Source organism: Thiobacillus sp. (genome assembly GCF_024708915.1).
Genome location: NZ_JANJXQ010000169.1, coordinates 1 through 11,279, shown reverse-complemented (window position 1 = coordinate 11,279; position 11,279 = coordinate 1). Strand labels below are relative to the sequence as shown.

Genomic DNA, 11,279 nt, shown 5'->3' with positions numbered 1-11,279 from the left:
CGGCGAGCTTCGCCTTGACGCTGTCGATGAGGACGCCGGCGTTCACGCCCTTCAGCCCGATCAACAGGCCCTCGACCGCCTCGCCGCGGCCGTCCTGCGTCACCGCGCCGTAGCGGGTGAGCTCGCCGAGCTCGACCCGTGCGACGTCGGCGACGGTGACGACCACCCCGTCGACCGCCTTGACGCCGATGCTACGCAGGTCGTCGAGGCTGGCGACGCCACCCTTGACGCGCACGACCCACGTCTCCTCGCCCTCGTTGACGCGCCCGGCACCGTCGTTGCGCGTGTTCGTCGCGAGCGCGGTCCGCAGTTCGTCGTAGGTGACGCCGCGCGCGACGAGCGCCGCGGGATCGGGGCTCACCGAGAACGTGGCGACGCGGCCGCCAAGCGAGTTGACGTCGGCGACCCCCGGCAGCGCACGCAGCTGCGGGCGGATCGTCCAGTCGAGCAGGCTGCGCCTCTCGGCGAGCGAAAGCGGTCCCTCGACGGTGAACATGAAAAGTTCGGAGAGCGGCGTCGAGATCGGCGCAAGTCCTCCCGACACGTTGTCCGGAAGGTCGCCCTTGACGTTGGCGAAGCGCTCGGCCACCTGCTGGCGTGCCCAGTAGAGGTCGGTGCCTTCCTCGAAGTCGACCGTGATGTCGACCAGCGCATTCTTGGACACGCTGCGCAGGACGGTCTGGTGGGGAATGCCGAGCAGCTCGGTCTCGACCGGCTGGGTGATGCGCCCCTCCACCTCTTCCGGCGTCATCCCCGGCGCCTTCAGGATCAGCTTGACCTGTGTGGTCGAGACGTCGGGGAAGGCGTCGATCGGAATCTGCTGGAACGCGCGCACGCCCAGCGCCGCCAGCACCAGCGCCAGCACCAGCATGAACCAGCGGCGCGCCAGCGCGAATTCGGTCAGCATGTTCAGCATGTCATTCCCCGAGCCATTGCGCTTTGAGTGCGGCCACGCCCTTCACGGCGACACGACTGCCCTCGGCCAACCCCGCCACCTCCGCCTGGCTGGCGTTCTGGCGCACCAGCTGCACGCGGGTCGGCGCGAAGCCCTGCGGGGTTTCGACGAACACGTAGGGGGTGTTGCTCTTCCACATCAGCGCCGCCGCCGGCACCGTCAGGCTCGCGGCCGCTGGCGTCCCGGCGATGGCCGCCTGCACCGACTGGCCGGGGCGCAGCAGCGCCTGCGGATCGGCGAGACTGGCGCGCGCCAGCACGCTCTGCGACGCGCTGAGCTGCGGCAGCAGGGCGGTGATGCGCCCGCTGGCGGACGTGCCCGCCACCGTCACCGACTGCCCGACCGCGACCTGGCGGGCCTGCGTGGTCGACAGCGGAATCTCCAGTGCCAGCTTCGAGAGATCGGCCAGCTTCACCAGCGCGGTGCCGGCGTCGACGCGCTGCCCCGGCTCGGCCGCGCTCTCGATCACCACACCGGCGATCGGCGCGGTCAGCGTCATGCTGCCGCCGGCGGCCTTGCCCGTGCCCAGCATCGCGAGCGCCGTCTGTGCCGCCTGCACGCTGGCGCGGGCCGACTGCGCCTCGGCGCGGCTGGCACGCAGGCGCGACTCGGCGATCAGCCCTTCTTCGAACAGCTTTTCGTCGCGCGCCGCGCTGTCGGCAGCCAACTGCGCCTTCAGACGCGCCTGCGTCAGCGCGTTCTGCGCCTCGGCGAGTCCCGCCATCGACACGGTGACAAGCGGCGCGCCCGCCTTCACCCGGTCGCCGGGCTGCACCAGCAGCCGGGTGATCAGCGCCTCGCCTGCGGCGGCGACCACGCGCACGCTCGTGGGCGGGAGGGTGACACGCGCCGGATAGGTCTGCGCCGGGCTTGCGGCCTGCACGGTGGCGGCTGCTGCGACGATGCCGAGGTTCTTCTTCTGCGCGGCGGTCAGCGGCACCATGTCCGCGGCACCGGCGGCGGCGGTGCCGAGCAGCGCCAGCGCGAGCACACGCCTGGCAAGACGAACGACATTCATGTTGGATTCTCCCGAGCAATTAGGACAGCAGGCACGGGGGCGGGCTCCGCCGCATCCATGCCCGATCGGGTGGCGGCTCCGGATCGCAATCCGGTTCGCCGCACCGCCCCGGCTGCGACGCATCCTGCCGTTCGATCCTTAACCGTCCCTTAAGCGGAAGCGCGCCCGTGCCGCCACGAAGGCCGCGCCGCGCTTAAGGTTTGCCTAAGCTGGCGCGCCTACAGTCCGCTGCACCATCCCATCACCGGAGACTGTCATGAGACCTGATTCCTCCCACCCCCAGCGCGTGTTCGATCCGCTGCTGCGGATCCTGCACTGGACCCTCGCGCTGTCGATCGTCGCCCTCGTCGCCACGAGCCAGCTCGCCGAAGCCTTCGAGCACGGTCCCTACGAAGACGCCATATGGAACCTGCACATCCTCTCCGGCTACGTGCTCGCGGCCGGCCTGCTGACCCGTCTGCTGTGGGGACTGGTCGGCCCGGCGAGCGCCCGCTGGCGCGACCTCTGGCATCCGGGCGTGTGGAAGGCGAGCCTCGCGAAACTGCGGCTGCCGCAGGGCCATCGCGCGGGGCACGACCCGATCGCGAGCCTGGCCTACCTGTTCGCCTACGGACTGATGGCGCTGATGGTCGTCACCGGGCTGGGGCTCGCCGCCAGCGAATTCCAGGCGGGCCCGCTTGCCGGCTGGCTGGGCGACGCGGCATGGCTGGAGGACGTGCTGGAGGATCCGCACGAAGTCGGCTTCGCCCTGCTGCTCGGCTTCATCGGGCTGCACCTCGCCGCGCTCGTCTACCATCAGTTGCGCGGGGAAAAGGTGGCACAGAGCATGGTCACCGGCAAGCAATACCTCGATGCGGAAAGCGGGGTGCAGCATGATTAAGCATGGCCTCCGCGGCGGTCTCGCCGTCCTGGGCATGGCGGCCAGCCTCGCTGCCGCCGCCGAGTCACCCGCAAGCCTGATGGCGCACTACGCGCAGCAGGCAGGGGTCCCGGTGTCCACGCTGTCACCCGCGCGCGGCGAAGCGTTCTACCGCGCCACGCATCCGGGGCGTGACGGTGGCAAGCAGAGCTGCGCGACCTGTCATACCGACAACCCGAGACAAACCGGGAAGACGCGGGTGGGCAAGCCCATCGAACCGCTGGCCCCGGCCGCCAACCCGCAGCGCTTCACCGATGCGGCCAAGGTGGAGAAATGGTTCCGCCGCAACTGCAAGGACGTGCTGCAGCGCGAGTGCACCGCCCAGGAAAAGGGCGATTTCATCGCCTGGCTCAACCAGATCAAGTAAGGAGAGCGAAAGATGAATTACCTGTTACGTGGTATCGGTGTCGTGGCGGCAGTCGGCACACTCAGCCTGCTCGCCTTCTCCCTGCCGTCGGGCGGGGAGGCACGCGGCGACGGCGGCGACGATGTGATGCCCGCCCTCACCCACAAGGCCTGGCAGCAGGAATGCGGCAGTTGCCATCTGGCCTATCCGCCGTCGATGCTGCCGCGCGCATCGTGGCAGCGGGTGATGACGGGGCTGGAGCAGCACTTCGGCGAGGACGCCAGCCTTGATCCGGCAACCCAGGCTGATATCCTGAAGTTCCTGGAAAAGAACGCGGCGGACAGTGGCGGCAGCGGCATGGGCAGGCGGGTGATGCGCATGGACGGCAACACGGCGCCGCTGCGCATCACCGAAACCCGCTGGTTCGTTCGCAAGCACGACGAGGTGCCGCGTGCGACCTGGTCACGCAAGTCGATCGGCTCGGCGGCGAACTGCGCGGCGTGCCACCGCGAGGCCGAGCAGGGCAACTTCGAGGAAGACGCGATCAGGATTCCGAAATAAATGAAACGAGGCCATGCGCATACTGTTGGTGGAGGATGATCGCCTGCTCGGCGACGGACTGCAGGCCGGCCTGACGCAGGCCGGCTACGCCGTCGACTGGCTGCGCGACGGCGAGGCCGCGGTGGCGGCACTGTCGACCGAGACTTTTGCCGCGGTGGTGCTCGATCTGGGGCTCCCCAAACGCGACGGCCTGTCGGTGCTGCAGTGGCTGCGCGGGCGCCACGACGCGACGCCGGTGCTGATCCTCACCGCGCGCGACCAGCTGGAAGACAAGGTGCGCGGGCTCGACCTCGGCGCCGACGACTACGTGCTGAAGCCGTTCGACCTCGACGAGATCGCCGCCCGGCTGCGCGCGCTGGTGCGGCGCGCGCACGGCCGCCCCGAGCCGGTGCTCACGCTGGGCGAGGTCGAACTGAACCCGGCCGCGCGCACGGTGACCCGCAACGGCGAGCCGGTCGAGCTCACGCCCCGCGAATTCGACCTGCTGCATCTGCTGCTGGAAAACGGCGGCCGCGTGGTGACGCGACGCACCCTTGAGGAGCAGCTCTACACCTGGCAGGACGCGGTCGACAGCAACGCGCTCGAGGTCCACATCCACCACCTGCGGAAGAAACTGGGCAACGACCTCATCCGCACCGTGCGCGGCGTCGGCTACATGGCGTCGGCCACCGCATGAGACGGCCCACGCCGTATTCCCTGCGGCGCCGCCTGGTGTGGCTGCTGACCAGCACGGTGGCAGCGATCTGGCTGCTGACCGCGGTCGTGGTATATCAGCGCGCGCACCACGAAGCCGACGAATTGCTCGACGCCCAGTTGATGCAGATCGCCGACACGCTGCTGGCGATCGTCTCGGGCGGCGAGGTCGAGCATTTCGTCGAGGAGCTCCACGAGCACGCGACCTACACGGGGGTGCCGATCGCCTTCGAGATCTGGCACGGCGAGGACGGCCCGATGAAGCGGCTGGCGACTTCGCCGGGTCATGAAGCCTTCGAAACCGGCACGGCGCTCGGCTTCAGCGAGCACCGCCACCAGGCCTCGCTTTGGCGCTTCTACGCCGCGGAGGACGACGACGCCGAGTACCGGGTGATCGTCGGCCAGGACCACGCCGCGCGCGAGGAGCTGGCGCGCGAGATCGGCCTGTCGCTGCTGCTGCCGGCCGGCCTGGCTTTGGTCCTGATGGCACTGGCGGTGTGGGCAGTCGTCGGCCGCTCGCTGCGGCCGGTGGAGGCGCTGGCGCACCAGGTCGGCGCCCTCGACGCGCAGGCGTTGGTGTCGCTCGATGAATCGGCCGCCCTGCCGAACGAGATCGCGCCGTTGCGCACCGCGCTCAACGCGCTGATCCGGCGGGTCACCCAGGCCTTCGAGAGCGAGCGCCGGTTCACCGCGGACGCCGCGCACGAACTGCGCACGCCGCTGGCGGCGCTGAAGGTCCAGGCGCAGGTCGCACTGCGGGCGCAGACGGACGACGGCCGGCAGCACGCCCTGGCGAAGGTCGTCGCCGGCGTCGACCGCATGGCACACCTCGTCGAGCAGCTCCTCACCCTCGCGCGCGTCGACCCGGCAAACCTCGGCGCGGCCCCCGAGCCCGTCGACCCGGCCCCGGTCGTCGCCGCGGTGTGCGCCGACCTGCTGCCGCAGGCCGAACGCCAGCGGCAGTCGCTGATGGTCGACGCCGCCCCCGGGTGCAGGGTCGCCGTCGCCCCCGGCTGGCTGCAGATCGCGCTGCGCAATCTGGTCGACAACGCGCTGCGCTACGCAGGTGAAGGCGCGCGCATCGAGGTGCGGCTCGTGCAGAGCGGTTCGCGCTGCTCGATCAGTGTCGCCGATGACGGCCCCGGCGTCGCACCCGACCTGCGCGCCCAGCTCAGCGCGCGCTTCGTGCGCGGCGAGGCCGAAGGCGAAGGCTGCGGGCTGGGGCTGTCGATCGTCGCGCGGATCGCGGCACTGTCGAACGCACGCCTGGAACTCGGCGACGGCCTGCAGCGCGCCGACGGCGGACGCGGCTTCGCCGCCACGCTGCATTTCGGCAGCGCAACGGACCGGCCGGCCAGACCTCAGTAGCCGCCCGGGCCCATGCCCTTGCCGCCGCCGGGACCCATGCCACCGCCAGGACCCATGCCACCGCCGCCCGGGCCCATGCCGGGGCCACGGTCCGCGGGTGGCTCGTCAGGCAGGGTCTTGCCCTGCGCCTTGGCGCGCGCCTGCATCTTCTTGTGATGCTCCTGCCGGATCGCCGCGCGCTCCTGCTCGGTTTTGGCGGCACGCATGCGGGACTGGTATTCGGTCCGTTCCTGCGGCGTCATCAGCTCGGACCCGTAGATGCGCTCGCGCTCCTGCGTCTGCATCTGCTGGGTGGCCCGGGTCTCCTCGCGCATCTGCTCCTGCGCGGGCGCCTGGGCGAAGGCCTGCAGGGACAGGCCCAGCGCCACGCCGAACGGGAAGATCAATGTCGATGCTTTCATCTTCAACTCCTGAATATGGACGGATACCGGCACGCGGGCCGGCCATCCTCAATGTAGTCCGCTCGGCCCTGGCAGCAAGGTGCCGGGGCGCTACCTGAGCGGTTCGATCGCGGTGACGACGTAGGCGCCGTCGATCCGCTCGGCGCGGAATCTCACCATGTCGCCCACCTTCAGGGCGCCCAGCAGTGCCGGCGACACCCGGAACACCATGGTCATGGGCGGCATGTCGAGGTTGGCGAGCGGGCCGTGCTTCAGGGTGATCTTGCCGTTCGCTGCATCGATCTTGCGGACCACGCCCTCGCTCGTCGCCGGGGCCTCGGCGGCGGGCGGCGTGTCGGGTGCGGCGTGAAGCGGGGCCGCGATCACGAGCGCGGCCAGCAGGGTTATCCATCGTTTCATTGCTCGACTCCTGTTCGGGGGACGACGACAAGGGTGCCGCGCATGCCGGCCTCGTAGTGGCCGGCGATCAGGCAGGCGAATTCGAAGCGGCCCGAGCGGTTGAAGTGCCAGACGATCTCGCCGGCCTGACCGGGGTCGACGTGCGTCATGTAGGCCTCGTCGTGCACCATGTCGGGAAACTTCGCCATCATCGCGGCATGCCCAGCGAGCGCGTCGGGCGTGCCGATGACGAGCTCGTGCAGCATTCGTCCGCGGTTGTTCACGATGAAGCGCACGGTTTCGCCTTCCTCGACAGTGAGGCTGTCGGGCGCAAAGCGCATGGCGTCGCTCATGTCGAGAGCGATCGTGCGGGTGACCTGGCCGGCCTCGCCAGCGATGCCCCATGGCGTCTGTTCGGCAGCCGCGGGCGCATGCGTTCTGTCGCCATGGGCGTTGACCGCCAGCGGCAGCGCCAGCAACGCGGCCAGCAACAACGGGGTGGGTCTCATTTCATCTCCTTTTCGTTCAGTGGCCGGCATGGCCGGCGGGTTTGCGGACGACCAGTTCGAGGTCTTGCGGCATCCCTTGCGGCGAGGCGGCCTGCGGCGCCCGCAGCGGCTCGGCGACCTCGCCTGCGGCTTCGCGCGCCACCGTTCCCGGCGGGTGACGGAACCAGCCGGGATCGGAATAGTCGCCGCGCGGCTGCTCACGCCGCACCTTCACCGTGGTGAACATGCCGCCCATCTCGATCGGGCCGTAGGGCCCCTGGCCCGTCATCATCGGCAGGGTGTTGTCGGGCAGCGGCATTTCCATCTCCCCCATGTCGGCCATGCCGCGCTCGCCCATCACCATGTAGTCGGGAATGAGCTTCGCGATCCTGCCGGCGAGCCCCGTGTGGTCGACGCCGATCATCGTCGGCACGCCGTGCCCCATCGCGTTCATGGTGTGATGGCTCTTGTGGCAGTGGAAAGCCCAGTCACCCTCCTCGTCGGCGACGAACTCGATCTGGCGCATCTGGCCGACCGCGATGTCGGTCGTCACCTCGGGCCAGCGCGCGGACTTCGGCACCGGCCCGCCGTCGGTGCCGGTGACCTCGAACTCGACGCCGTGCAGGTGGATCGGATGGTTGGTCATGGTGAGGTTGCCGACGCGGATGCGCACGCGGTCGCCCAACCTCACGTTGAGGCTGTCGATGCCGGGGAAGGCGCGGCTGTTGAAGGTCCACAGGTTGAAGTCGAGCATGGTGTTGACCTGCGGCGTGTAGCTGCCGGGGTCGATGTCGTAGGCGTTGAGCAGGAAGCAGAAATCGCGGTCGACCGGATCGATCGCCGGGTGCCTGCCCTTCGGATGCGTGACCCAGAACCCCATCATGCCCATCGCCATCTGCACCATCTCGTCGGCGTGGGGGTGGTACATGAAGGTACCGGGGCGGCGGGCGACGAACTCGTAGACGAAGGTTTTGCCCGACGGGATCTGAGGCTGGGTGAGGCCGCCGACGCCGTCCATGCCGTTGGGCAGGCGCTGGCCGTGCCAGTGGATGCTGGTGTGCTCGGGCAGGCGGTTGGTCACGTAGAGGCGCACGCGGTCGCCCTCGACGACCTCGATCGTCGGGCCGGGGCTCTGCCCGTTGTAGCCCCACAGATGCGCTTTCATGCCGGGCGCGATCTCGCGCACGACCGGCTCGGCGACGAGATGGAATTCCTTCACCCCGTCCTTCATGCGCCACGGCAGCGTCCAGCCGTTGAGCGTCGCCACCGGGTTGTAGGGCCGCCCCGTCGGCGGCAGCAGCGGCGGCTGGGTATCCGGCTTGTCCATGCTGACGATTTCGGGAAGCGCCGCCATCGCCACGCTGCTGATTGAAGCGGCACCGACACCGGCGGCCGCGGCCGCACCGGTGAGCTTGAAAAAATCACGTCTTGAAGTCATGGGAAATCCTTTCAATGCCCGCCCGCCGCCACGGCGGGGGCTGAGGAAACAGAAGTGGGCGCGGCGGTTTTGCCGGGCGTGCCGAGCAGCGCCATCCGCAAGTCCGCCTCGGCCAGCCAGAAGTCGCGCTGGGCGTCGATGGCGGCGTTGACCGCGGCAATCTGCGAACGGGCGTCGGCCAGCAGCTCGAACACGCCGATCAGCATGCCGTTATAGCGCAGCAGGTTTTCGTCGGAAATACGTTTTTTCAGCGGCACCACCTCGTCGCGCAGATGCCGCGCGACGGCGTACTGGCTGTGCTGCATGGCATAGGCTTCACGCACTTCGGAACGCGCGTTGACCGCGCTCTCGCGCGCGCGCTCGAGCGCCTGGCGGTAGCGCGATTCGGCCGCCGCCACCCGGGTCTGCCCCCAGTCGAACAGCGGCAGCTCGAAGCTGATCTCATAGCCGCGCTGCTGCGGCTCCTCGTTCGAACCGTTATTGACGACGCCGAGTTCCAGCACGTTGATGAAACGCGTGCGGCGGATCAGCCCGAGATTTTTCGCCAGCGCCTCGGTCTGCAGCCGGGTCGTCTGCAGATCCAGGCGCGACGCCATCGCCTGCTGCTCGACATCGGGCAGGGCCGGCAACGCCGCGGGCAGATCCGGCAGACGCGGCGGCAACTGCAGCGTGTCCGCATTCGGCAGGCCCATCAGCCGGACCAGGCGCTCGCGGGTTTGCAGCTTGAGCTGTTCGCTGCGCGCCACCGCCAGTGCGGCGTCGGCATAGAACGATTGCTCGCGCGCCTGCTTCAGGCGGCTCCAGTTGCCCACCTGCGCCATGCGGCGCGCCAGTTCGGCGCCGGCGCCGGCGGCGTCCAGCGCCTGCTGCCGGTATTGCGCGGTCTGGCTGGCTGCCACTGCGCTGTAATAGGCGCGGCGCGTGTCGGCCGCCAGACGCAGCACGTCGAGCACCAGCATGCGCCGGGTCTGCTCGAACAGGCGCTGCTCGATTCCCGCGCGCATCGGCAGCGTCAGCAGCCGCGCCAGATTGAGATGCAGGCTGCGTTCCCATTCCACCTCGCTGCCGCGCGTCAGACGGCCGATGGAAATCCCCGGATTCGGCAAACGCTGCGCCGCCACCCGGTCGGCCTCGGCAATTCCCAGCGTGTTGAATGCTGCCTGCAGGCCGGGATTGTTGAGGAGCGCAATCTGCACCGCATCGTCGGCCGAAAGCGGCTGTGCCAGCAGGGCGTCGATGCGCGACTGAATGTGCGGGCGGGCGGCCTCGTCGCGCGACCAGGCGACCTCTTTCTGCAGGTGCGAGCGGGCAGCGGATTGAATCGCCTCGAACCCGCCGTCCGGAGACAGGCTCGCACAGCCCCCCAGCAGCAATGCCGCAGACAGCACGGCAAGGGAGCGCGGGGGGCGGGGGAAAGGCCTCACGGCCGTCTTCTCAATGTCCATGGTGGGCATGCTCCGCGTCGTTGTCGTTCTGCTGCTGCGATTCGCGCAGATAGGTGCGCCAGCCGCCGACTGCGCCGACGCGGTCGTTGGCCTCGCGCCAGTCTTGCAACGGCTCGTCGCGCCAGCCCTGATAGTGGCGGAAGGGAGACAGTACCGCTTCCGGCGGCGCAGCCTCGACGGCATCAGCCGCCGAGGCCGACGGAATCCAGGCGCACGCCCACAGCGCGGACGCCCAGAAAAAACCTGCGCGCGCCGGCGGCGCCGCATGGCGAAAAAAAGCCTTCAACATGATGAACCTCGCAAACACGCGGCACACGCCGCGGTCAGAATCGATGAAACGTGCCCTTGCCCGGCACGGGATTCAGGTGAGGTCGGGTCGGGGCGGTCGCTCGGGACCGTCGGGGACGAAAACGCCGAACGCTACGGCGGGATGGGGGGTATAGCGGTGCGCTGCCGGCGCCGGCGAGGCGACGCCGGCAGCCGGAATCGGCAGCGCCGACGCCAGGGCGCAGGCGGCGCAGTGTGCGCAATCGGAGGACGCCGAAGGGCTGCCCGGCTGCTGCTCCTGCTCATGGCAATCCGCCATCGCCGCGTCGACCGGCTGCGCCGCCGCAGCCGGAGACGGCGCGACCAGGCAATCCAGCATGGCGACAGACGCAAACGTCTGCAGCGGAACCGCCAGCATCAGCAGGATCAGCAGAAATCGGGGGAATCGGGTACGCACGCCGGCAGTGTCGTCAAAAATGAGTCAGTTGAAAGACAGCAGCATCCCCGCCCAGGTTCCCGATCCGGCTTCATCGCGCTCACGAACGCCGTTTGCGCGGCTCGTAATGCACTACGGCACGCATGATTTCGGAGTAGGGGAAATCGGCGCTGCCGCCAAACCGCTGGTTGCCCTGCAACACGGTGGCGGCGATATCGGTGGTTTCGTCCGCCGCCCCGCCCATCGCGCCGGCCAATCCGCGCACGCCGCCGCACTGGGCGCGGATTTCCTTGCCGAACGGCCACGGCGAGTCGGGACTGGTCTTCAGCGCGAACTGCGCGTTCTCGTGCAGCGCCTGATAGAACGCCAGGCAGTATTCGCGCACCACCGGGTCGCGGCAGGCGATCGCTTCGCGCTCGGCCAGGTTGAGCCTGCGCGAGCGGCTGCAGTCGGCGCAACGCGACAGCAGCGCGCGCTCGAACGGGCAGCTGTGCTCGATATAGGCCTCGCGGGCCAGTTTGTAAGCGCCTTCGTTGTATTCAGCCATAAGGCGTCATCATACAAAA

General features: G+C 69.2%; 15 protein-coding genes. 5 read left to right on the top strand and 10 right to left on the bottom strand.

All coding sequences use genetic code 11. The features are described from left to right. Positions 1 to 916, bottom strand: a 916-nt coding sequence (locus tag Q0L94_RS11745; RefSeq protein WP_296753472.1) for an efflux RND transporter permease subunit, incomplete at its 3' end; no start/stop codon positions are given. Between the two features lies 1 nt (position 917). Continuing rightward, a complete protein-coding gene (locus Q0L94_RS11740) occupies positions 918 to 1,973 on the bottom strand; it encodes an efflux RND transporter periplasmic adaptor subunit (protein ID WP_296753470.1) in 1,056 nt (351 codons plus the stop codon). A gap of 256 nt (positions 1,974 to 2,229) precedes the next feature. Between Q0L94_RS11740 and Q0L94_RS11735 the strand changes: the two genes are divergently transcribed. From Q0L94_RS11735 to Q0L94_RS11715, 5 genes are read left to right on the top strand one after another with little or no spacing between them, the layout of a single operon-like run. Then, positions 2,230 to 2,853, top strand: a complete 624-nt coding sequence (locus Q0L94_RS11735; protein WP_296753469.1) for a cytochrome b/b6 domain-containing protein — start codon at positions 2,230 to 2,232, stop codon at positions 2,851 to 2,853. After that, entirely contained in the window at positions 2,846 to 3,259 is a 414-nt protein-coding gene (locus Q0L94_RS11730; RefSeq protein WP_296753468.1) for a DUF1924 domain-containing protein, read from the top strand. The genes Q0L94_RS11735 and Q0L94_RS11730 overlap by 8 nt, the downstream gene beginning before the upstream one ends. Positions 3,260 to 3,271: 12 nt before the next feature. Then, entirely contained in the window at positions 3,272 to 3,799 is a 528-nt protein-coding gene (locus Q0L94_RS11725; RefSeq protein ID WP_296753466.1) for a diheme cytochrome c, read from the top strand. Between the two features lie 13 nt (positions 3,800 to 3,812). Continuing rightward, complete coding sequence (locus tag Q0L94_RS11720) at positions 3,813 to 4,475, top strand: response regulator (RefSeq protein WP_296753464.1); 663 nt, start codon at positions 3,813 to 3,815, stop codon at positions 4,473 to 4,475. Continuing rightward, the gene (locus tag Q0L94_RS11715) at positions 4,472 to 5,860 is read left to right on the top strand and encodes an ATP-binding protein (protein ID WP_296753463.1); all 1,389 of its coding nucleotides are present in this window, start codon (positions 4,472 to 4,474) and stop codon (positions 5,858 to 5,860) included. Before Q0L94_RS11720 ends, Q0L94_RS11715 begins: the two co-directional genes overlap by 4 nt. Here Q0L94_RS11715 and Q0L94_RS11710 read toward each other — a convergent pair. The 8 genes from Q0L94_RS11710 to Q0L94_RS11675 form a co-directional block, all read right to left on the bottom strand. Then, positions 5,854 to 6,261, bottom strand: a complete 408-nt coding sequence (locus Q0L94_RS11710; protein WP_296753462.1) for a hypothetical protein — start codon at positions 6,259 to 6,261, stop codon at positions 5,854 to 5,856. The genes Q0L94_RS11715 and Q0L94_RS11710 overlap by 7 nt on opposite strands. Before the next feature lie 90 nt (positions 6,262 to 6,351). Then, complete coding sequence (locus Q0L94_RS11705) at positions 6,352 to 6,660, bottom strand: copper-binding protein (protein ID WP_296753461.1); 309 nt, start codon at positions 6,658 to 6,660, stop codon at positions 6,352 to 6,354. Continuing rightward, the gene (locus Q0L94_RS11700) at positions 6,657 to 7,148 is read right to left on the bottom strand and encodes a cupredoxin family protein (protein ID WP_296753459.1); all 492 of its coding nucleotides are present in this window, start codon (positions 7,146 to 7,148) and stop codon (positions 6,657 to 6,659) included. The genes Q0L94_RS11705 and Q0L94_RS11700 overlap by 4 nt, the downstream gene beginning before the upstream one ends. 16 nt (positions 7,149 to 7,164) lie before the next feature. After that, a complete protein-coding gene (locus tag Q0L94_RS11695; RefSeq protein ID WP_296753457.1) occupies positions 7,165 to 8,565 on the bottom strand; it encodes a copper oxidase in 1,401 nt (466 codons plus the stop codon). Between the two features lie 11 nt (positions 8,566 to 8,576). Beyond that, positions 8,577 to 9,989: a TolC family protein gene (locus Q0L94_RS11690; RefSeq protein ID WP_296753456.1), complete on the bottom strand. Its 1,413-nt coding sequence runs from the start codon at positions 9,987 to 9,989 to the stop codon at positions 8,577 to 8,579. 10 nt (positions 9,990 to 9,999) lie between these two features. Further along, positions 10,000 to 10,299: a hypothetical protein gene (locus Q0L94_RS11685; protein WP_296753454.1), complete on the bottom strand. Its 300-nt coding sequence runs from the start codon at positions 10,297 to 10,299 to the stop codon at positions 10,000 to 10,002. 72 nt (positions 10,300 to 10,371) lie between these two features. Next, complete coding sequence (locus tag Q0L94_RS11680; RefSeq protein WP_296753452.1) at positions 10,372 to 10,734, bottom strand: hypothetical protein; 363 nt, start codon at positions 10,732 to 10,734, stop codon at positions 10,372 to 10,374. A gap of 79 nt (positions 10,735 to 10,813) precedes the next feature. Next, positions 10,814 to 11,260 (bottom strand): hypothetical protein, encoded by a 447-nt coding sequence (locus Q0L94_RS11675; RefSeq protein ID WP_296753450.1) that lies wholly within the window; start codon positions 11,258 to 11,260, stop codon positions 10,814 to 10,816. Positions 11,261 to 11,279: the final 19 nt, after the last annotated feature.

What these genes read in the sequence shown, in the direction of transcription:
- Q0L94_RS11740 (WP_296753470.1), bottom strand. Translation starts at nt 1,973, where the DNA reads ATGAATGTCGTTCGTCTTGCCAGGCGTGTGCTCGCGCTGGCGCTGCTC.
- Q0L94_RS11735 (WP_296753469.1), top strand. Translation starts at nt 2,230, where the DNA reads ATGAGACCTGATTCCTCCCACCCCCAGCGCGTGTTCGATCCGCTGCTG.
- Q0L94_RS11730 (WP_296753468.1), top strand. Translation starts at nt 2,846, where the DNA reads ATGATTAAGCATGGCCTCCGCGGCGGTCTCGCCGTCCTGGGCATGGCG.
- Q0L94_RS11725 (WP_296753466.1), top strand. Translation starts at nt 3,272, where the DNA reads ATGAATTACCTGTTACGTGGTATCGGTGTCGTGGCGGCAGTCGGCACA.
- Q0L94_RS11720 (WP_296753464.1), top strand. Translation starts at nt 3,813, where the DNA reads ATGCGCATACTGTTGGTGGAGGATGATCGCCTGCTCGGCGACGGACTG.
- Q0L94_RS11715 (WP_296753463.1), top strand. Translation starts at nt 4,472, where the DNA reads ATGAGACGGCCCACGCCGTATTCCCTGCGGCGCCGCCTGGTGTGGCTG.
- Q0L94_RS11710 (WP_296753462.1), bottom strand. Translation starts at nt 6,261, where the DNA reads ATGAAAGCATCGACATTGATCTTCCCGTTCGGCGTGGCGCTGGGCCTG.
- Q0L94_RS11705 (WP_296753461.1), bottom strand. Translation starts at nt 6,660, where the DNA reads ATGAAACGATGGATAACCCTGCTGGCCGCGCTCGTGATCGCGGCCCCG.
- Q0L94_RS11700 (WP_296753459.1), bottom strand. Translation starts at nt 7,148, where the DNA reads ATGAGACCCACCCCGTTGTTGCTGGCCGCGTTGCTGGCGCTGCCGCTG.
- Q0L94_RS11695 (WP_296753457.1), bottom strand. Translation starts at nt 8,565, where the DNA reads ATGACTTCAAGACGTGATTTTTTCAAGCTCACCGGTGCGGCCGCGGCC.
- Q0L94_RS11685 (WP_296753454.1), bottom strand. Translation starts at nt 10,299, where the DNA reads ATGTTGAAGGCTTTTTTTCGCCATGCGGCGCCGCCGGCGCGCGCAGGT.
- Q0L94_RS11675 (WP_296753450.1), bottom strand. Translation starts at nt 11,260, where the DNA reads ATGGCTGAATACAACGAAGGCGCTTACAAACTGGCCCGCGAGGCCTAT.